We start from the raw sequence: 20,358 nt of genomic DNA, 5'->3' as shown, positions 1-20,358 counted from the left end.
TTGCACGCTGCAACCAATCTATGCCACGTGAGGCCCGTGACAAGCTCCAGCACAACGGTAATCGCCGCTTCGGCCCTCACCCTCTCGCTCGGCACCGGGGAGGCGCGGGTGGAAATCCTGCGCAGGATCGACCTCACTGTAAGCGCGGGCGAGACTTTGGCGCTGCTTGGGCCATCGGGTTCGGGCAAGTCGTCGTTGCTGGCGATCCTTTCGGGACTGGAGCGGGCGAGCGGCGGATCGCTGAAGGTTGCAGGGGCGGATTTCACGGCACTCGACGAGGACGGCCTTGCCGCCGCCCGACGCGGGCGTATCGGGATCGTGCTTCAGGCCTTTCACCTGCTGCCGACGATGACCGCACTGGAAAACGTGGCGACGCCGCTGGAACTGGCCGGACAGGCCGATGCCATGGCGCGCGCTGAGGCAGAACTGGTGGCGGTCGGGCTCGGCCATCGCCTCCACCACTACCCGGCGCAGCTTTCGGGCGGAGAGCAACAGCGCGTGGCGATTGCGCGAGCGCTCGCGCCTAGTCCGGCGATCCTGTTTGCCGACGAGCCGACCGGCAATCTCGATCATGCGACCGGCGAGGCCGTGGCCGACCTGCTGTTCGCACGCGCAGCGCAGGCAGGCGCGACGTTCATCATGGTCACCCATGACGAGGCGCTGGCGGCGCGATGCAAGCGGATCTTGCGGCTGGCCGATGGGCAGATCGCTTCGGACATCTGTTCGTGAGCCTTTCGTGGAGTGCCGCATGGCGGCTGGCGCGGCGGGGGCTGGACTGGCGCTTCAAGGGCCTGCGGCTGCTGCTGGTGTGCCTGGTACTGGGCACGGCGGCGCTCTCGGCCATCGGCACGCTGACCGGGGCGATCGAGCGCGAGCTGGCGACACGCGGGCGCGAGATGCTGGGTGGCGATCTGGAGTTCACGCTGACGGCACGGCAACCCACGGCCGACGAGCGGGCGGCGATCGCGGCAATGGGCGAGCTTTCCGAAGGCGCGCGGCTGCAGGCGATGGCGCGGGTGCCGGGTGACGAGACGCGGACGACGCCTGTAGAGTTGAAAGCAGTCGACGCAAAATGGCCGCTTTACGGGCAATTCACGTTGGAGGGTGGCAAGGTTGCCGGGGCGCCCGAGGGCATGACGGCATGGATTGCGCCGGGCGTGGCAGACCGGCTGGGCATAAAGGTCGGTGAAAGCCTTCGTGTTGGCGAGTCAGACCTTCGCGTTGGCGGCGTGATCGGATCGGAGCCGGACCGGCTGGCGGAAGGCTTCTCGCTCGGGCCGACGGTGATTGTCAGCAAGGCGGCGCTTGAGGCTTCGAAGCTGGTGCAGCCGGGATCGATGGTGCGGACCAAGCTGCGCGTGAAGCTGCCTGCCGGGGCCGACGCGGTGGCGCTGGGTGAGCGGATCAAGGCGCAGTTCCCGCTGGCAGGCTACGAGGTGCGGACGCGGGAAAAGGCCTCGCCGGGGCTGGATCGGTTCGTTTCACGCATGGGGCAGTTTCTGGTGCTGGTGGCACTGGCGGCGCTGGCGATTGCCGGGATCGGCATCGGCAACGGGGTGAATTCCTACCTCGAAGCCCGGCGGGGGAGCATTGCCACGCTGAAGATCCTCGGCGCTTCGAGCCGGGACATCGCGCGGATCTATCTGCTGCAACTGGCTGCGGCGGCTTCGCTCGCCATTGTCGCGGGACTGATGATCGGGGTGAGCATCACGCCACTGATCGGCAAGGCGCTTCAAGGGCTGCTGCCGATCGAGGCGGGGTTTGTGCTGGACTGGGGGGCCTTGGCCATCGCAGCCGCTTATGGCGGCTTGATTGCGCTGACTTTCGCAGCGCCACCATTGACGCGAGCGAAGGCGTTCCCGGCAATGGCGCTGATGCGCGCTCGGGTCAGCCCTTTGGCGGGTGGCTGGAAGGGCGCGGCGTTGCCGGTGGCATTGGGGCTTGGCGGGATCGTGGCGCTTGCAGTGCTGACCGCGCCGCAAAAGCTGCTCGCTGCCGGGTTCCTTGGCGGAGCGGCGGCATTGTTCCTGCTGCTGTCGGCGCTCGGATGGGGGTTGCAAAGGCTGGCGGCCAAACTGCCCCGACCCAAGGGTGCGATTGCGCGGATGGCGCTGGCCAACCTGCATCGGCCCGGAGCGCAGACTTCGGCTCTGGTGGTGGCGCTGGGCTTTGGGCTTGCCGCCTTCGTGCTACTGGCAGGCGTGCAGACGAGCCTTGATGGCAACATCGCGCTGCGGGTGCCGAACCGGGCGCCGGATTATTTTGTGCTCGACCTGCCGCAGGGCAAGACGGCCGAATTTGACCACATCGTGCGCAGCGCCGCGCCCGATGCTGCCATTCGCAAGGTCCCGGCCCTGCGCGGCTCGATCATCGCCTATGGACCGGCGGATGCGATGACCCGCGTGGCCGATCTCAAGGAGATCCCGGAGAACGCCTGGCCCCTGCGCGGTGATCGCGGGCTGACCTATTCGAACGAAGTGCCCGAGGGCAACGTGCTGACAGCTGGCGAATGGTGGCCCAGGGACTACGCGGGCGAGCCGCTGGTCTCGGTCGACGATGACCTGCGCGAGGCACTCGGCCTCAAGCTGGGTGACCGGATCGCGGTTTCGATCCTCGGCGTGGAGCGCAGCGCAAAGATCGCCTCGTTCCGACGGATCGACTGGGAGAACATGGGCTTCAACTACGTGCTGGTGTTCAGCCCCAATGCGATCGCCGATGCGCCGCACAATCTGGCCGCGACGATAAGCCTGCCGGAAGGCGCGAAGACGCCCGAGGTGCGCCGCGCGATTCTCGGCGGGCTGGTCAAGGCCCTGCCGTCCAGTTCGGTGATCGAGATCGGACCGGTGCTGGGGCAGGCGCGCGAGATCCTGTCGCAGATGGGCACGGCGATCCTGGCCGCCGCGAGCGTGGCGATCCTTGCGGGGATGGCCGTATTGGCAGGGGCGATTGCCGCCGCGCGCGAACGCAAGACCTACGACAACGTGATCCTGCGCGTGCTGGGCGCGAGCCGTCGGCAATTGCTGGTGCTGCTGGTGGCCGAATACGGGCTGCTCAGCGCATTGCTGGCCGGCGTGGCGCTGGTCCTGGGCACAAGCGTCGCGTGGGGCGTGATCGTGATGCTGTTCGAGTTCGACTGGCTGCCCGACTGGCCGCGCATCCTCGGCGTGCTTGGCGCGGGCGTGGGGCTGGTGATGGTACTGGCGGTGGCAGGCTCGGTCGGGCTGCTCAGGACCCGACCGGCGCAGGTGCTGCGCGAGCTTTAGGCGAAGACTTCGGCAGGAGTCGGGTTCTTCGGGTCGGGCCCGAAGCGGTTGGGCCCGCGCGTTCCCTCGAGACACATCAGCACGAAAAGCGCGAACCAGCCGAACAGCGGAATCAGCCAGAGCAGCAGCAGCCAGCCGGTGCGGTCCTGATCGTGCAGGCGACGCACCGAAACGGCAAGGCCGGGAATGATCGACACAAGCCAGAACAGGCCGCCGATCCAGCCTCCCGTGCCGACAAGGCGCGAGCCATAGACGAAGGCGCCGTTGGCACGGCTCACTTCATTTGTGCCGAACACGGCATTGAGCACGATCATCACCAGCAGATAGAACAGCGCGAACATCCAGTATTCCTTGCGCCGTGAGCGCCCGGAAAACTCCGCATATCGGCGATAGGGCAGGATCATCCAGTTCATCGCGCTTGTTCCTTGAGGTGTGGATCAGCCGAAAACGTCGTAACCGGCCGGATTCTTCGGATCGTCGCCAAAGCGGTTCATGCCCGGCGTTCCAGGCAGGCAAAGAATGACGAAAAAGGCAATGCTGGCGATCCAACCGACGAACGGAACCATCCCAAGCAAGGCGAAACCGAGATACCACCAGCCCGACATGTCGCGATCATGCAGGCGACGGACGATGACCGCGATCCCCGGGACCAGCGTGCCGAGAAAGAAGATGAAAGCCAGAGCTGCACCGATCCAGAAGGCTACGCCAAACTGTGGGTCGTCCACACCCGAAACTGCGGCTCCCAGACCGCCGGCAAACATGAACGCGACAATCACGGAATAGACTAGGACCGAGAACAGCGTGAACATCCAGTATTCCTTCCGCCGCGAACGCCCCGAAAACTCGGCATAACGGCGATAAGGCATCAGCATCCATTCCATGACTTTCCCCCTTTGTGTTCTTCCCGCAGGACCAGTGCGGTTGCACTAGTGAACATTATTCCGCTGTGACTGCAAGCGCGGACAGCTCGTCGCTGTCAGTTGCCGACAAGCACGAATGGAGCCCAAGTGGCGGGATGAGCGCCGCCCGCCACATTGCCATCGCGCAGGATGGCAAGCTGAGCACGACGCAGGGCTTCCGCGCGGGACAGGCCCTTGCCAGCGCCCTTCAGTGTGTCGAGTGTCAGGCGGCTGGCGACATCATCCCGCACCGGCCAGTGCGACAGCAGGAGCGAACGCGCACCGGCGGCAACGAAAGAGCGGGCAAGGCCCGAGAAGGTTGGCGCACTTTCACCATCGCCAGCGCTGGTATCGCACGCTGAAAGGATCACCCAGTCCGCATTCAACCTCAGCTTGGCGATTTCCGATGCGGTAAGCAAGCCATCGTCGATCTCGCTCGGCTGGTCCGGTGGAGTCAGCACCAGCGCGGGTTCCACCAGATCGCGAAACGCCCCGCCGACAAGGCCATGGGTGGCGAACGCGAGGACGCTCGCCTGTTCAAGCGGCGCGGCTTTCACCGCAGCTTCCGTAGCCTCGGCACCGATGAGCAGCGCGGGATTGCCGGGGAAGGCTTTCGCCATCGCACGCAATTCATCGGCAGCGCCGGGCAGGCTCGCAAGTTCGCGCAGTGCCTTGGTGCTGGTATCGCCGGAACGCAGCATCGGCGCCGAGCGCGTCGCGAGGCGGATGGGCTGGCCCAGCAACGGCGCGCCTATTCCGGCGAAAGAAAGATCTCGCTTGCCTGCAATGCGCTGGGGCAGCGGCAACGCCGCAAGGGGGACTGAAACGGCGTGGTCCTTTGCCAGCCAATGCGTGTTGCGCAAGGCGGTGGGCGCGTCGTCCGGACCTTGCGGAGCATCGGTCACCAACGCGGCAAAGGGCAGCGCGGCGAGGCCACCCGGCGCCAGCACGCGCAGATCGGGGGAGGACCTGATCGCCTCGCGGATCGGCGCGGGGAAGAGCAACTGGTAGAGTTCGAACGCCGCCTTGCGATCGAAGCCGCCAGCACCATTATTGAGGAGACCGAGGTCGATCGTTCCACGCATCCGCTGCAACAGTTCGAGCAGTTGGCGCGGGGCAACGGGCGCACTTGCCATTGCGGCTTTGCCGGGCGTGACGGCAAGGACGACGAGACCTTCTTCATCCTGCCCGTAGAGTACCAGTGCCTGCCCTTTGCCCAGCGAATTCTGCGCGGCGGCAAGCGACGCCGGCTCGACGGCGGTCTGGAGCGAATAGCCGGGGATAAGCGCTGCCAGGTGCGCGTCCTCTACACGGATCCGGGCGTCGATATCGGCGAGCTGGCGATTGATCTCCTCGACTGTGTCGGCCTTCCCCGCAGCGACTTGCGCATTGAGCGTGCGGCGCAGTCGCGCGCCATCGGCGGCGAGCGACTGATAGCGGCGGATTACCTCAGTAGCCTCGACACTGTCGGCGGCCCGCAGCATGGCCTGACTCGACATTGCGCTTTGCAGATCGCCGAGGTTGGCCAGCTGCAGTGCCTCGAACGCCTGGGCGGGATCGTTCGCGGCCATGGCGAGGCGAGCCTGCTGGACGAAAAGGAAATGATACTGCTCCGCCAGTCGCGTCACTTCGCTTCTGGGGGTGGCGCGGTCGAGCAACCGGGTGCGCGCGGGCGCAAGCGCCTGGACCGTACGAGCGAGAGCGCCAACCGCATCGCCTTTTGCAGCCGAGATCTGTTCGGCAAAGACCAGCCCGGCAAGACGACGCGCATTGGATTCGAGAGCGCGCTTGGGAAAGGCAGCGTTGGCATGGACGAGCAACGGCATGGCATCGTCGGATCGGTTGTTGGCTATGTATTCGCGAGCAAGGTTCACCTCTGCCAGCAGCACGTCGGGATGCTCGCCAGAGGCTGACCGTTCGCGACCGATGCGGAGAGCTTTCTCGCGCAGCGCGAGCGACGCAGCCCTGTCGCCGCGCCATGACGCAAGACGCGCGACCTGGCCGATTGCCGTAGCAGCAATAGTCGGATTGTTCTTGTTGTCGCTCTTTTCGAATATCTCCGCCGCGCGCTCGTAGAATGGCAGCGCCTCTTCCTTGTGTCCCGAATTGTCGAGGGCGAAGCCCAAGGCGCTCAGCGAAAAGGCAATGTCGGTATGTCCCGGCGGGTACGCCTTGACGCGCAGGTCCAGTGTACGTCGAATTACCGGAATGGCTTGTGCATAGAGTCCGGAATCGCTCAGCGAGGCACCGAGCTGGTTGAGCGCGGCCATAGTTACGCGGTGATCTTCACCAAGATGCGTTTCAGCCCAGACCGCAGCTTCTCTGGCCGGCTCTATCGACGAGGCGGTGTCTCCGGACTGAATGAGCAAGGCGGCGAGGCTGAGCCCGAAGATCGCAGGCTGTTCGACATCGTCTCCGGTAAGGTTCGCGTGGGCCCGAGCAATGCGTAGGGCCTCTCGCACGCGTGGGAGCGCTTTCAAGGGCTCTCCTTGACGGAACTCGACAAGAGCGGTGCCATAAAGCGCCGAGGCGTACTCGATGCTTTCCGTACCCGCCGTCTGCGCAGTAAGATCGAGAGCGCGCACTTTGTAACGCATGGCCTCTTCAAGCCGACCAAGGGAGGAGTAGAGCGAGCCGATGTTGTTGACGAGTTCGGCTCGGTCCGGCGTCATCGGATACTTTCCTGACTCAAGCTCCGCTTCGAGCCCATGATAGATCGCAAGGGCCTCGTCGTAACGATCCAGCCAGAACAGCGCGTTGGCGCGGCTTGCCTCGGCGTAGATCAGGTCGATCCGTTCGATGCCTCTAGCCTTGCGGGCCCGTGCAAGCACCGCGTCGATCCTTGCGAGCGCCTCTGCCGGCTTGCCGGCGGTGTCCATGGTTTTGAGCGCCTTGACCTCGTCGACAAGGCTCGGCGCGGATTTGCTCGGAGTGTCCGTTGCGAATGAGGGCGACGGCGTGCCTGCCACCAGAAGTGCCGCCAGCCATATCGATCTTCCCATGCCCCGCCCCCGAAACATCCAGTTTCGAGGCAATGGTTAACCGTGATTTATCGAAACAACAGTGCTTTTCAGCACATTTTCACTTCAACCACCCAGCCTCGCGATACCACGCAGCCGTTGCATGCAGGCCCATCGCGGTTTCGACCTGGGGCAGCCATCGCTCCGGCGGAGGCTGGTTGCCTTCGCCCGCGCGCCAATCGGGGTGGCACATGTAGCCGACGCGGTCGAGCGTGAGCTTGGCGCCCTTGCCGCGGAAGGCCGCGTCGAGCTTGGCACCGAGGCGCAGGACGCTGGCAGGGAGGTTGACCGCGGTGGCGCGCTTGCCGACGGCCATGCCGATGGCCTTGGCGAGATCGTTGTGGGTCCAGCCACCGGGGGTGCCGTCGTCAGGCTCGAAGGTCAGATGCGTGACGTCTTCGCCGCCGGGGATCAGGGCGAGCAGCAGCCGCGCCAAATCGTTAACGTGGATGATCGAGAGATGGCCCTGCGGTGGCAAGGGCACAATGCCGCGGCGCGCAAGCTTGAACAGCTCGAACATCTCGGTATCGCGCGGGCCATAGACGGCGGGCGGGCGCACCACCGTCCAGTCGAGACTGCTGGCCTTGACGATCTTTTCGCCGCGCAGCTTGGAGCGCCCGTAGACCGACAGGTCCGGCTCTCGCGCGGAGAGCGAGGAGACGTGGACGAAGCGCGGCACGCCGGCTTCCAGCGCGGCGTTGACGACGTTCAGCGTGCCCCAGACGTTGCCGTCCTCGAAGCCCTTCTCGTCCGGCGCATTCACAACGCCCGCGATGTGCAGGACCACGCTGGCGCGGCCGACGAGGCGCTGCAGGGCGCGCTTGTCATTCAGATCACCCTGCACCCACTCCACCCCGGCGCGGGCATCCTGCGGGCGGCGGGCAAGTGCGCGGACCTCTATCCCGGCGCGAGCGGCATAATCGAGCACGGTCTGGCCGACGAAGCCGGTGGCCCCGGTAATCGCCAGCAATTCCGCTGCCATTACAGCAGCACCATCTGGTCGCGATGGATCAGGGCCGAACGTGGGGCGTAGCCGAGGATGTCTTCGTGCTCGCGGCTGTGGCGGCCCTTGAGGCGGCTACACTCGCCCGCATCGTACTCCGAGAGGCCACGCGCCAAAGTCTCGCCATCCGGGCCGATCACCGCGATGGCATCGCCGCGCTGGAAATCGCCCTCGACGCCGGTGATTCCGGCGGCAAGCAGGCTGGAGCCGCGCTTGAGGGCTGCGGCGGCACCGGCATCGACGAGAACGCTCCCGCGCATCCGCATGCGGCCGCCCAGCCAGGCCTTGCGCGCCTGCTTGCGCCCGCGCGGCAGGAACAGGGTGCCGCGCTCGGCGCTCATCGCCGTGGCGATGGGCGACGTCGGCTGGCCGTCGATGATCGCCAGCGCCATGCCGGCAAGCTCTGCAATCTCGGCCGCCTGCAGCTTGGACGTCATGCCGCCCGAGCCGAGGCCGGAGGAGGAGCCGCCCGTAGCCATGGCGTGAATTTCGGGCGTGACGCCTTTCACCACCGGAATGCGGACGGCGCCGGGCTGTCGCGGGTCACGGTCATAGAGGCCGTCGATGTCTGAAAGCAGCAGCACGCCTGAAGCGCCCGCCGCCTGCCCGACACGGGCGGCAAGGCGGTCGTTGTCGCCGAAACGGATTTCCTGAGTGGCGACAGAGTCGTTCTCGTTGATCACCGGAACTGCGCCAGCCGCAAGCAAGGTGCCGAGCGTTGCCGTGGCGTTGAGATAGCGGCGACGGTCCTCGAGGTCCTCGAGCGTCAGGAGTATCTGCGCGGCGGTGAGGCCGTGGGCGGCGAGGAGTTCGGCCCAAAGTCCGGCGAGCGCGATCTGCCCGACAGAGGCAGCTGCTTGCGCATCCGAAAGGCTACCACGCCCGCCCTTGGCGAGACCGAGCTTGCGCGCGCCCAACGCGATGGCGCCGGAGGAGACGACGATCACTTCCTGTCCGGCCGCGCGGGCCGCTGCAATCTCGGCGACCAGCGCCGTCAGCCATTCCCGGCGCGGCGCGCCATCCTTGCCCACTAGCAGGGCCGAGCCGACCTTGACCACGAGGCGCGGGCAGGTCTTGGCGTCTGTCAGGTGGACAAGCTGGCTGATCTTCATGAGGGCCGCTTAGGGTATTTGTGACGATGCGTGAAGGGTTGCCGGTCCTGCCGGAAGAGCGCTTGGGCGATCAGATCGGCGACCACGGCTTCTGGTCGCCCTCGTCTTCCACCTCGCCGGTCGGGCGCTCGGTCACCGTGGCGACGGGCAGGTGTTCGAGCACGGCATCGAGCAAGGCGTCCATGCCCTTCCCCGTTGCGCCGGAGATCGGATAGACCTTGCGTGCGCCTGCTTCGCGCAGTTCCTTGGTGAAGGCCTTGACCAGTTCGGCATCGACAAGGTCGATCTTGTTGAGCGCGATCAGGCGGGGCTTTTCATCGAGCCCCGCGCCGTAGGCCTCAAGCTCACCCTCGACGATCTGCATGGCCTCGACGGGATCGGTCTCGCTGTGGATGTCGATCAGGTGGATCAGCACGCGACAGCGTTCGATATGGCCGAGGAAGCGGTCGCCAATGCCGGCGCCGTCGGCTGCGCCTTCGATCAGGCCAGGGATGTCGGCCAGCACGAACTCGCGGTTGCGGTGGCGCACGACGCCGAGTTGCGGGCGTAGCGTTGTGAAGGCGTAGTCGCCAACCTTGGCCTTGGTGTTGGTGATCTGGTTGATGAAGGTGGACTTGCCCGCATTGGGCAGGCCGACCAGACCAGCGTCCGCCAGCAGCTTCAGGCGCAACCAGACGTACATTTCCTCGCCCGGCCAGCCGGGGCCATGCTGGCGGGGGGCACGGTTCGTGGAGGACTTGTAGGAGGCGTTGCCGCGCCCACCATCACCACCGCGCAGCAGGACCTTCTGTTCGCCCACTTCCGTCATGTCGAGCAGCACGGTTTCGCGGTCATCGTCGAGCACTTGCGTGCCCACGGGCACCTTGATGACGAGATCGTTGCCGCCTGCGCCCGTGCGGTTTTGGCCCATGCCACCGCCGCCCCGCTGCGCCTTGAAGTGCTGGGTATAGCGGAAGTCGATCAGGGTATTTAGGCCGGTCACCGCCTCGAAGATGATGTCGCCGCCCTTGCCGCCGTTGCCGCCATCGGGGCCGCCGTATTCGACGTACTTCTCGCGCCGGAAGCTGACCGCGCCGGGGCCGCCTTGCCCGGAACGGATGAAAATCTTGGCCTGATCGAGAAAGTGCATGCGGGTAACTGTTCCAATGACAGGCCCGGAGCAAATGCGTCTGCCGCCCCGGAAGCGAGCCTTTTACCCGTTCATGGAGAGCTTGTAACGCCGAACCGCAAGGCGCCTGCCATATCAGGCGGTTCGATGATACCTGGTGGAGCCGAGGGGGATCGAACCCCTGACCTCGTCATTGCGAACGACGCGCTCTCCCATCTGAGCTACGGCCCCGTTCCCGGTATCGCCCCGCAGCGATACTGCAGGGAGCGCCGCCATTAGCGCAGCGCTCCCTGCCTGAAAAGGGATTTTTTGAGCTCGCCAGACCCCGTCAGTGCCCTGCCCCGCTGCGGTCCGGGACGGGCGCGGCCGAGACGCTGACCGCCTGCTGGGGCGGGTTCATCAGTCCGCCGTACTTTGCCTGCCAGATGGCAAGGTCGGCCCGGTAGACCTCGTAGCGGCGGTAGAAGTCGTCGAACACGACCTCGATGTTGGGCAGGCTGCGCACGGCAAAGGCTTCGAGATCGGCCGATTTCACCGCGGCGCCATCGCGACTGACCGCCATGACCGCGTCACAGAAATCGGACAGCGTCGGCGGCAGGGCGAAGTGGTTGTAGACTGCGGTGATGTAAGCCTCGCGCGGGGCGATGAACTTGGCGCCGTACTTGGCCTTGAACTCTGCATCGAGCCGCTTGTTGACGGCATTGAGCGTCTTGGCGTGGTTCGTCAGGAACGCCTTGTAGCGCGGCAGGATGTCGGCATGGACCGGAGCGCTGCAGTTGAGTGCGGCAACGTTGTAGGCCGAACGCAAGTTCCACACCATCTGCGCCGAGGAGATGTTGCGATTGAGCGACTGGCGCAGGCCACTGGCGTCCGCCGGCGGGATGGCGATGTTGTCGGAAGCGCCGTTCGGCGCCTTCGGCTTGGGCGGAATGACCACGACCTTGGGCGGCGGTGGCGGAGGCGGCGGAGGTGGCACCGGCGTTGGCGCGCAAGAGGCAAGGCCGATGGCGAGACCCGTGACCAGCAGACTGGGCGCGACGATGCGCCGAAAACGAAACATTGGCATTCCCCCATTCCGGTTCCGCATGAAACCGTGTCAGGCAGACGATCCCGTTGTCGCAGCAAGGGAAACGCTGCGCGAACCATCCTTTATGCAAGATTAAGCAGACCCTAGCGTCACTACGCAGGAATGAGAATCCCCCACAAAAGAAAAACCCGGCGAACCGTTACGGTCCGCCGGGTCAATCCGGTTCAGTTCGGATGCTTCGTCAGATCAGCGGCGGTCGCCCATGAACTGCAGCAGGAACTGGAACATGTTGATGAAGTCTAGGTAGAGGCTCAGCGCACCGAGGACCACGGCCTTGCCCGCGAAGTCGGTACCGGCAACGTAGGCATACTGCTCCTTGAGCTTCTGCGTATCGTAGGCGGTAAGACCTGCGAAGATCAGCACGCCAAGGAAGCTGATCGCCCAGGCGAGGCCCGACGACTTCAGGAAGATGTTCAGCAGCGACGCGATCAGGATGCCGAAGACGCCCATGATCAGGAAGCTGCCCATGCCCGACAGGTCCTTCTTGGTGGTGTAGCCATAGAGGCTCAGACCCGCGAAGGCACCGGCGGTGGCGAAGAACGTCGTCGCGATCGAGGCGCCGGTATAGACGAGAAAGATCGTCGACAGCGACAGGCCCATGGCCACGGCGAAGCCCCAGAACATGCCCTGGAGGGCCGTGGTCGAGAACTTGTTTGCGCCAAAGCTCATGAACATCACGAATGCGAGCGGCGAGAGCATCACCAGCCAGATCAGCGGCGTACCGAACAGCGCGACGGTGAGACCGGTGGACGCCGAGAGCAGCGCAACGATGCCCGAGAGCAGCACGCCCGAGGCCATGTAGTTATAGATCGACAGCATGTGACGGCGCAGGCCGGCGTCGAACACTTCGCCGCGGCCGTAGGCGCCGGAAAGGCTCGGAGACGCGCCGAAGCCCGTTCCGGTGGGCCGAGGGTCGTTCCAGTTTGCCATCTTCAAAGCTCCGTTCTGTGGCCCCAATGGCCACGTCACTGGAATATCGGCGCTTTGGCCCCGGCTTTCAAGTGAAACCGGGGCAATGTGGCGTCCATGCAATGTAACGAATTGTTGCGGAACTCACCCCGCCTTGCGCGCCATTTCCGTCATCTCGGCACTGCGATCCCGTGCGCCGCGCAAGGTGTCTTCCATCAGGCGGGCCAGACGGTCATCGGCATCAAGCACGTCGATCCCGATCTGGGTAACGCCACCGGGGCTGGCTACGCGGCGCGCGAGTTCGCCGGGCGAGTGTTCCGAAGCCGCGGCCAGCATGGCAGCGCCTTCGACCATCGACAGCGCAAGCCGATCCGCCTGCTCGCGCGGGAGGCCGAGCGCCGCTGCGCCTTGGGCCAAGGCATCGATGAAGCGGTAGACGAAGGCCGGGCCAGAGCCGGCAAGGGCCGTGACGAGATCCATCTGGTCCTCGCCCGAGAGCCACTCCGCCTGCCCGAGGGGGGCCATCAGCGCGTCGGTTTCGGCACGCGCAGCCTCGTCAGCTTCGCCGACCAGCGCGATTGGCGACTTGCCCAGCGCTGCGGCAAGGTTGGGCATGACGCGCACGATTGCGCCGGTGTCAGGGAACGTTGCCCGCAGGGTGGCAAGGTCGACACCGGCGAGAATCGAGAGCAGCAGCGTATTGGGTCCGACGAAGGGGCGAACCGAAGCGGCCGCATCCGGCAATTGCTGAGGCTTGAAGCCGAGCAGGACAACATCGAATGCCCCCTCGCCCTCGGGCACAGACTTGAGCAGGCGCGTGCCTTGCGGTGCGACCTCGAGATAGGGGTCGACGATGGTGAAGGTCTCGGGCGCAATGCCGCCTGCCAGCCAGCCCTTGAGCATGGCCCCGCCCATGTTGCCGCAGCCGAACTGGAGGAAGGTCTTGGTCATGGTGCGGTTCCCTTGAGTCGCGTTTGCGCGCTCAATGCAGGGAGGTCCGACCAATCGCAAGCGTCTGCCGCAATGATCAGGCCTCTCCGGCCGCATCCACCATCGCGCTGGCGAGCGCATCGGCCGGGCTCTTGTCGCCCCACAGGATGAACTGGAACGCCGGGTAGAACCGGTCGCACTCGTCAACGGCGGCTTCAACAGCAGCCTGGGCCTGGCTGATCGAGAGCAGGCCTTCGTCGCCGAGCATCAGGCCATGGCGATAGAGCAGCACCGATCCGTTCGACCAGATGTCGAAGTGCCCGATCCACACCTGCTCATTGATCAAAGCCATCAGTTCGAAGACGGCGGACTTCTTGTCATCGGGGATGCGGATATCGGGCAGACACAGGATCTGCAGAACATGGTCCTCGACCCGCCAGATCGCACGGAGCTGGTAGTTGGCCCAGGATCCCTGAATTTCGCCCGTAACTTCGTCGTCGGAGACGAATTCGCAAGGCCAGCCGCGCGCTTCGAAAAGCGATGCGATCATGTCGACAGGCGCTGCCTCATCGCGCTCGTTGTCGTCATGGCCGGTCCGCATGGTACGTCCCCTGAACACGTGATCGGGCCTCCTCGGCTGGTTGGCCCGGCAGGGCGATCTGCCCTGACTGCTGCTCGCACCGTCAATGGCGGTTCACACCCCCGCCCGACAATCTCGGGCTAACAGGCGGTTGGGCAAAACTCGACAACCTTGTGGGAAAGCTGTGGACAAGGGGTGAACATCAAAGGATCGCGCATGTTCCTGCAACGACTGCCTATTTGAGCGAAAGCGTGTCCACTGCCTGCCCGGCAGGGCTGGTCCACTGATAGCTGGAAACGCCACTCTTCCTGAGTTTGGTGACGAATTCCTGCGCATCTGCCTCGCTGTCAAAAGGCCCGGTGAGCAGGCGGAAATTGCTGCGCCAGGGCGAAAGGTAGGGCTTCCGCCCGCGCAGGACTTCGGGCGCTTCCTTCACCAGGCGGCGCCATTCGTTGTCCATCACATCCTTGTTGGCACCAGTCAGCACCTGAACCCAGATCCGGCTCGGATGGCTCGGCGCGGCCTTCTTGGCCTTTGCGTCCTTGACGTCCTTCGCATCCTTGGCACCTTGCTTGGGATCCCTGATCGGCTTGCCGTCCTTGCCCAGCTTCACCGCTTCCTTGGCAGCAGGCTTTTCGGGCTCCTTGGCGGGAACGCGTGACACATCGGTCGGACCGTCAGGCCGCTCGCCGCGAGGATCGGCCTTCGCAGGCTTGGCCGCGCCCTTGGGGGCAATGCGCGTGATGTCGACGGCAGGGACCGAAGCAGCCCGCTCCTCCGGCGGAGGCGCGAAGGACTTGAACAAGCTGGCCAGATCGCGCGCTGGCGGCGGGGTGCTGGCCGCCGCAGTTTGCGTCGGGGTCGGCGACGGGGTCGGCTGCGGAGGCGTGACCTTTGCGACTGCGGGAGAACTCGCCGCAGGCGGGGTTGGCGATGGCACGGGTGCGGGCGACGCAGAATTCGTGCCGGAACCGACCTTGGCAAGATCGAAGCCGCTTGCAGAGGCCAAGGCCTGACCGGACTGGTTGATGGTCGTCGTCGGTGCCGGCGTGGTCGGCGCTGACGCAGGGGCGCTCGGCGCTACCGGTGGGCGTGTGGCGCTGGCAACCTGCGCAGGAGTGGACACTGGCGGCGAGGTCAGATCCTGCTGGAATCCGGGCTTGGCAATAGGATTGGGCGAAGGCGCGATTGTCGTCGTCGGCGTTGGCGTCGAGACGATTCGTGCAGGCACCGCAGGAGTAGCCGCCTGCTGGGCCGACCGGATCGGCGGGACCGTCGGACGCTGCGTGCCCGGAGGCACATCGAGAGCGGAAAGCACGGCCGGACGGGGAACGGGGGGCGTCACCGGCGCAGGCGGTGTCGAGGTCGGGGCTGGAGACGCATTTGCAGACGTCTGCACCGGCGGCAGTTCGCCCGACGGGGTGGTGCGGACGGCTGGCCGGACGACGACTGCCGCCGCGGCAGTCTCACTCTTGCCGGGCCGACGGCGCTTCTCGCGGCTCGGCTTCTCGGACGATGTGCTCGACGGGCCAAGTGGAGCACCGGTCGGGATCAGGCCGGCTTCGGCACTGCGCGGCGCACGCGGGTTGAGCGCTGCGTACTGCACGACGCGCGGATCGTCGCGCCCGATGTCCGCCGCACGCGGAAAGCGGCCGAAGTTGGCAGCGGCGGCCTGTTGCGCTGGCGTAAGGCGCGGCATGTAGCGCAAGTACGGCGCAATGCCGGAAGCGAGATCCTGCGGCATCGAGGCATAGGCGATCGCCACCGCCTCGTCCGGCCCGCCCGTCACCGCCATGGCGAAAGTCCGCGTGCGCCATGCCGCACGGTCCTGCTTTTCGATCAGCGGTGCGAGCAGCGATTCCGCGCCACGACGGTCGCCCGAAATGGCAAGGCTCATGGCATAACGGCGGGTAATCTCGTCGTCGCTCCCACGGCTGAGAGCCACCTGATACCAGCGCTGCGCCCGGGCGTTGTCGCCGACAAGGTCGTAGGCCAGCGCTCTATCCGCCGCCATGGCGAAGGTATCCGCCCCGGCCCGCTCCGCCTCGTCGAATGCGCGGATAGCCTCTACCGGGTTTTCCGCCACGAGCTGGGCCTTGCCGAGCAGCGCCTTGGTGCGCGCGTTGCCAGGCTGCACTTCGTCGGCGCGAGCGAGGAAACCCAGCGCGGCATCGCTGTCGCCCAACTTGAGTGCGGCATTGGCCGCATCGAACAGCGCCGAAACATTGCGCGGATCGGACGCCAGCCGCGCCAGCGCAGCATTGAGTTCGCGGCTGGGGCTGGGGGTGGTCGATTGCACGACTGGCCGCGAAACCGTGGCCGGTCCATCCGGATCGTCATCCGCCTGCGCCAGTGCCCGAGGCGCTGAGGCACAGAGCAGCAGGGCCAGGGCAAGCCGCAGGCGGGTCCTGCCCGTCAAACGCGCGATGGGGAGCCGATTCGTCATCCTGCCGCGCTCTTTACCGTTTTGAAGATGAAGCGGCGGCAACACGCGCCGCCGCTTCGCAACTGGTTACTGGTTGTTCTGACGACCGAGGAAGCGCGGAATGTTGAGCGATCCGCCTTCGTCGCCATCGTCATCGTCGGCCGGTGCACGATTGCCGCGCGAGAGATTGGCCATGCGTTCGAACAGCGTGCTTCCGCCCGCAGGCTTGGCCGGTTCCGCCTCGGGCGCACGGCCCAGACGCGGCATTTGCGGCGCGGCAGCAGGCTCCGGCTGGGGAGCGGGCGCGAACGCGGCAGGTTCTGCCGGAGCTTCCATCCCACCGAGAAGCAGTTCGTCCGAAGCGGGTTCTTCCTGCGCCGACGAAAGGTCCAGCGTCAGGTCGAGCGGCTCGGGCTCGGGCGCTGCCGGGACTTCGGGCTGGACCTGTTCCACCGCCGGAGTCCACGCCGCCTGCGCGGGTTCGGCAGGAGCTGCCGGAGGAGGGGTATAGACCGGCGCTGCGGGAGCTGCCGTCGGCACCGCAGGACCACGAGCGCTGCTCGGGATCGAGACGGGACGCGAAGCGATTTCCGCCTGCTCCTGGCTCTGCTCGATACCGGTGGCGACGACCGAGACGCGGATCTTGCCGTCGAGATCGGGATTGAAGGCCGAGCCCCAGATGATGTTCGCGTTCGGGTCAACCAGTTCGCGGATGTGGTTGGCAGCTTCGTCAACCTCGAGCAGCTTCATGTCGTCGCCACCGATGATCGAGATGATCACGCCCTTGGCGCCCTGCATCGACACGCCATCGAGCAGCGGGTTGGCAATCGCGCGTTCTGCCGCTTCCAGTGCGCGGTTCGGACCTTCGCCCTCGCCCGTGCCCATCATCGCCTTGCCCATCTCGCCCATGACCGAACGGACGTCGGCAAAGTCGAGGTTGATCAGGCCCGGCATGACCATGAGGTCGGTGATCGAGCGAACGCCCTGCTGCAGCACTTCGTCAGCCAGCTGGAACGCTTCCTTGAAGGTCGTCTCGGCCTTGGCCACCAGGAACAGGTTCTGGTTGGGAATGACGATCAAGGTATCGACGTGCTTCTGCAGTTCCTCGATACCGCTTTCGGCAGACCGCATGCGGCGCGTTCCTTCGAACAGGAACGGCTTGGTTACCACGCCAACGGTCAGCACGCCCTTGCGACGCGCGGCCTCGGCAATGACCGGCGCCGCACCGGTACCGGTGCCGCCGCCCATGCCGGCAGCGATAAACACCATGTGCACGCCCTCGAGCGCGCGCTCCAGTTCCTCGATCGTCTCTTCCGCAGCCGCGCGACCGACTTCCGGACGGGCGCCAGCACCGAGACCCTGAGTGATGTCGGGCCCGAGCTGGATGCGGTTTTCCGCGATCGAATTGTTCAGCGCCTGCGCGTCGGTGTTGACGACGATGAACTCGACGCCCTCGATCTGCGCGTTGATCATGTTGGCGATGGCATTGCCGCCTGCGCCACCAACCCCGATCACCGTGATCCGGGGACGAAGTTCGTCAATTGCCGGCGGTCCGATGTTGATGCTCATAGTCGGTCTCCCAATCGGGTCATTTGTCTCGATGCTGGCAGGAACGCGCACAAGACGGGATCTGAAAGCTTCACGTTAACCTGTTGCACAAGCGTGCTTTGCGAATCAAAGGCGCAGCAACCTTTTCCACAGGTTGCAACACCATGACGGGGCAAGATCGCGCGCTGCGAGCGGCAGGGCGAGGTAAAACCCCGTCAGAAGTAGTCCTTGATCGCGCGGATCAAGCGAATCAGCAGCCTCCGCCCACGGTACACGCCTCCCACCGGATCATGCGCAGGCCCGATCGCGCGGATGTCGACCGGATCGGCAGCCGCAAACAGAACCAGTCCCACCAGAGTGGAGGAACTTGGCGTGGCGTGGCCGGGAGGGAGGCCGAGCATCGTCGGCGGCGAACCGATGCGCACCGGCCGGCCGAGCGCCGATTGCGCATAGTCGGCCAAGCCCGGAAGCTGCGCACCGCCGCCGGTCAGCACGACCTGCTGCCCGGTCTGGCCGACAAAGCCCATCGACTTTAGCGACTTGCCAACCTCTTCGGTGAAGAACCCGAGTTGCTGGGTAATGACCGAGATCAACTCTGCACGCGGAATACGGTTCTTGTCGTCGGCGTGGCGCGCCACCGGGCCACCTTCGGGATCCCCCGGCGCGTTGACCGGTATCATCTCGCGATGGTCTGCCGGGCTGGCGATGGCCGAGCCGGACATGCACTTCAGGCGCTCTGCCTGATAGCGGCGAATGCCGAAGGCCGAGGCAATGGCGTCGGTAATGTCGCCCGAGCCGTACTGGATCACCTGCATGCCAAGCAGCATTCCTGCGGCATAGACGGAGACAGTGGTAACTTCCGCGCCGAACTCCACCAGCGCCACGCCCAGTTCCCGCTCTTCGGGCGTAAGACAGGCGTGACCCGCAGCCACTGGCGAGCCGACCACTGCCTCGACTTCCAGGTGCGCGTTCTGCACCGCCTCGCGCAGGTTTCGCACCGGCGCTCCATCGGCAAGCATGACGTGGATATCTACCGCAAGCCGCTCGGCATGAAGCCCTTTGGGATTGGGCACGCCGTGGGCACCATCAAGCGTGTAGTGCGCCGGCTGCGCGTGCAGCACGGTGCGCCCGTCCGGCTGGATCACCCCTCGCCCGGCCACCAGCAGATGCTCGATATCGTCCTGCTCGATCCGCCGACCGCCGACCTCGACCTCGACCCGCGCCGTGGTGCTGGCGAGGCCTGCTCCGGCGCAGCCGATCCAGACCTTCTGGATATCGACGTTGGCCATCTTCTCGGCGCGCTCGATCGCATCGCGCACCGAATGGGTGGCGGCCTGCATGTCCGTCACGTAGCCGCGCTTGATCCCCTGCGCGGCGCGATGGCCGGAACCGAGCACGACCATCTCTCCCGTCTCGGACAGTCCCGCAATCATCGCGGAGACACGGAACGAGCCGATGTTTACGGCAGCAAAGACCTTGGTGATGCGGGGCGTCGCCATTGGTTTGGATCAGCCCTCGTCGCTCTTGGCCGCAGCGGCGATGCGCTTGGCTTCGGCCTTCGCCTGCTCGGCGGCACGCTTCTCCGCCGCCACTTCCTCGGCATGGCCGGGCACGCGCATGTAGATGCGGTCGGGGGCGCGCATGTCGAATGCGGCAACTTTGCCGCCAAGCAGACGATTGACGCCATCCATGCGGGCAAAGCTCAGCAGCGCACCTGCCGACTTTTCGTCACCTTCCGGCAGGGCAAGCACCTGACCGGTCTTGAACGTCAGGTTCCAGCGACGGTTGCCGATCCATTCGGCCTCGGTGACCTGCGGCTTCAGGGCCGGAGCAGCATCGAGCAGTCGCATCAGATCCTCGACCCGCTGGCCGACGCCAAGGCCGGACAGCACCAGCATTCCCTTGGCCTTGTCAGGCTTCACCGTCTCCAGCTCGACGCCGGTATCGTCGATAAGCACCATGCGATCTGGCTTGCGCAGCACCGCGTGGGGATTGCGCTCGACGATGTCGATCACCAGCGTATCGGGAAGCTTGCGCGAGACGCGGGCGTCCTTGACCCACGGCAACTGGTTCAGCTCATCGCGCAAGGCGGCAAGATCGAGCGTGGTCATCGCGCGGTCGTTCTGGCCGAGCACGCGCTCGTAGATGCGCTGCTCGTTCATGCGGTTGACGCCGCGCACCTCGAGATGGCTGACCTTGAACCCGGCGTCCGAGGCGATCAACGCGGCTTGTTCCGATGCCAGCGCCGGGATGCCCGCCATGACCGCCACGGTCCAAACCAGTCCGGCGGCAGCGGCGAGGATCAGCGTCATCACGATCCGGTGCAGCGTCTCTTCGCTGAACGGCAGCCAGTGCATGACCGTATCGAGCACCGAACCGGTCTGCTGGCGCGCTGCGTGGACCTTGCGTTGCGTCGTTCGCGCAGCTGCTGCCCGCCGCACGCCCTTTCCGCCACGCTTGATCGTCTGCGCCAT

General features: G+C 65.6%; 16 protein-coding genes and 1 tRNA gene. 2 read left to right on the top strand and 15 right to left on the bottom strand.

All coding sequences use genetic code 11. The features are described 5' to 3' along the window. The first annotated feature begins 36 nt into the window (after positions 1-36). Entirely contained in the window at positions 37-729 is a 693-nt protein-coding gene (locus I2488_RS15780; RefSeq protein WP_196276775.1) for an ATP-binding cassette domain-containing protein, read from the top strand. After that, on the top strand, positions 672-3,263 hold the full coding sequence (locus tag I2488_RS15775) for an ABC transporter permease (protein ID WP_246465718.1): 2,592 nt from the start codon (positions 672-674) through the stop codon (positions 3,261-3,263). Before I2488_RS15780 ends, I2488_RS15775 begins: the two co-directional genes overlap by 58 nt. Here the strand turns inward: I2488_RS15775 and I2488_RS15770 are convergent. The 15 genes from I2488_RS15770 to I2488_RS15700 all read right to left on the bottom strand — a co-directional run bounded on the left by I2488_RS15770 (position 3,260) and on the right by I2488_RS15700 (position 20,358). After that, entirely contained in the window at positions 3,260-3,676 is a 417-nt protein-coding gene (locus I2488_RS15770) for a DUF805 domain-containing protein (protein WP_196276774.1), read from the bottom strand. The two genes, I2488_RS15775 and I2488_RS15770, sit on opposite strands and share 4 nt — an antisense overlap. Positions 3,677-3,700: 24 nt before the next feature. Next, complete coding sequence (locus I2488_RS15765) at positions 3,701-4,144, bottom strand: DUF805 domain-containing protein (RefSeq protein ID WP_196276773.1); 444 nt, start codon at positions 4,142-4,144, stop codon at positions 3,701-3,703. A 95-nt stretch (positions 4,145-4,239) separates the two neighbouring features. Beyond that, a complete protein-coding gene (locus tag I2488_RS15760; protein ID WP_196276772.1) occupies positions 4,240-7,164 on the bottom strand; it encodes a CHAT domain-containing protein in 2,925 nt (974 codons plus the stop codon). Between the two features lie 79 nt (positions 7,165-7,243). Further along, positions 7,244-8,164, bottom strand: a complete 921-nt coding sequence (locus I2488_RS15755; RefSeq protein ID WP_196276771.1) for an NAD-dependent epimerase/dehydratase family protein — start codon at positions 8,162-8,164, stop codon at positions 7,244-7,246. Next, positions 8,164-9,297 (bottom strand): glutamate 5-kinase, encoded by a 1,134-nt coding sequence (gene proB, locus I2488_RS15750; protein ID WP_196276770.1) that lies wholly within the window; start codon positions 9,295-9,297, stop codon positions 8,164-8,166. The genes I2488_RS15755 and proB overlap by 1 nt, the downstream gene beginning before the upstream one ends. Positions 9,298-9,367: 70 nt before the next feature. Further along, on the bottom strand, positions 9,368-10,426 hold the full coding sequence (gene obgE / locus I2488_RS15745; protein WP_196276769.1) for a GTPase ObgE: 1,059 nt from the start codon (positions 10,424-10,426) through the stop codon (positions 9,368-9,370). 134 nt (positions 10,427-10,560) lie between these two features. Then, a tRNA-Ala gene (locus I2488_RS15740) sits at positions 10,561-10,636 on the bottom strand. 97 nt (positions 10,637-10,733) lie between these two features. Continuing rightward, a complete protein-coding gene (locus I2488_RS15735; protein WP_196276768.1) occupies positions 10,734-11,465 on the bottom strand; it encodes a hypothetical protein in 732 nt (243 codons plus the stop codon). Positions 11,466-11,678: 213 nt separating this feature from the next. Continuing rightward, positions 11,679-12,422, bottom strand: coding sequence for a Bax inhibitor-1/YccA family protein (locus I2488_RS15730; protein WP_196276767.1), 744 nt, complete (start codon positions 12,420-12,422; stop codon positions 11,679-11,681). 123 nt (positions 12,423-12,545) lie between these two features. Further along, positions 12,546-13,352: a pyrroline-5-carboxylate reductase gene (gene proC / locus I2488_RS15725; protein ID WP_196276766.1), complete on the bottom strand. Its 807-nt coding sequence runs from the start codon at positions 13,350-13,352 to the stop codon at positions 12,546-12,548. A gap of 76 nt (positions 13,353-13,428) precedes the next feature. Beyond that, complete coding sequence (locus I2488_RS15720; protein ID WP_196276825.1) at positions 13,429-13,932, bottom strand: type III secretion system chaperone family protein; 504 nt, start codon at positions 13,930-13,932, stop codon at positions 13,429-13,431. A 214-nt stretch (positions 13,933-14,146) separates the two neighbouring features. Then, positions 14,147-16,357, bottom strand: coding sequence for an SPOR domain-containing protein (locus I2488_RS15715; RefSeq protein WP_196276765.1), 2,211 nt, complete (start codon positions 16,355-16,357; stop codon positions 14,147-14,149). Positions 16,358-16,423: 66 nt separating this feature from the next. Further along, positions 16,424-17,905, bottom strand: coding sequence for a cell division protein FtsZ (gene ftsZ / locus I2488_RS15710; RefSeq protein WP_196276764.1), 1,482 nt, complete (start codon positions 17,903-17,905; stop codon positions 16,424-16,426). Positions 17,906-18,099: 194 nt separating this feature from the next. Beyond that, complete coding sequence (gene ftsA / locus I2488_RS15705; RefSeq protein WP_196276763.1) at positions 18,100-19,383, bottom strand: cell division protein FtsA; 1,284 nt, start codon at positions 19,381-19,383, stop codon at positions 18,100-18,102. 9 nt (positions 19,384-19,392) lie between these two features. Further along, a complete protein-coding gene (locus I2488_RS15700) occupies positions 19,393-20,358 on the bottom strand; it encodes a cell division protein FtsQ/DivIB (protein ID WP_196276762.1) in 966 nt (321 codons plus the stop codon).

Source organism: Novosphingobium jiangmenense, from assembly GCF_015694345.1.
Taxonomy (GTDB): Bacteria; Pseudomonadota; Alphaproteobacteria; order Sphingomonadales; family Sphingomonadaceae; genus Novosphingobium; species Novosphingobium jiangmenense.
The sequence above is the reverse complement of the archived record's forward strand: the minus strand, read 5'-3'. Positions and strand labels throughout refer to the sequence as shown.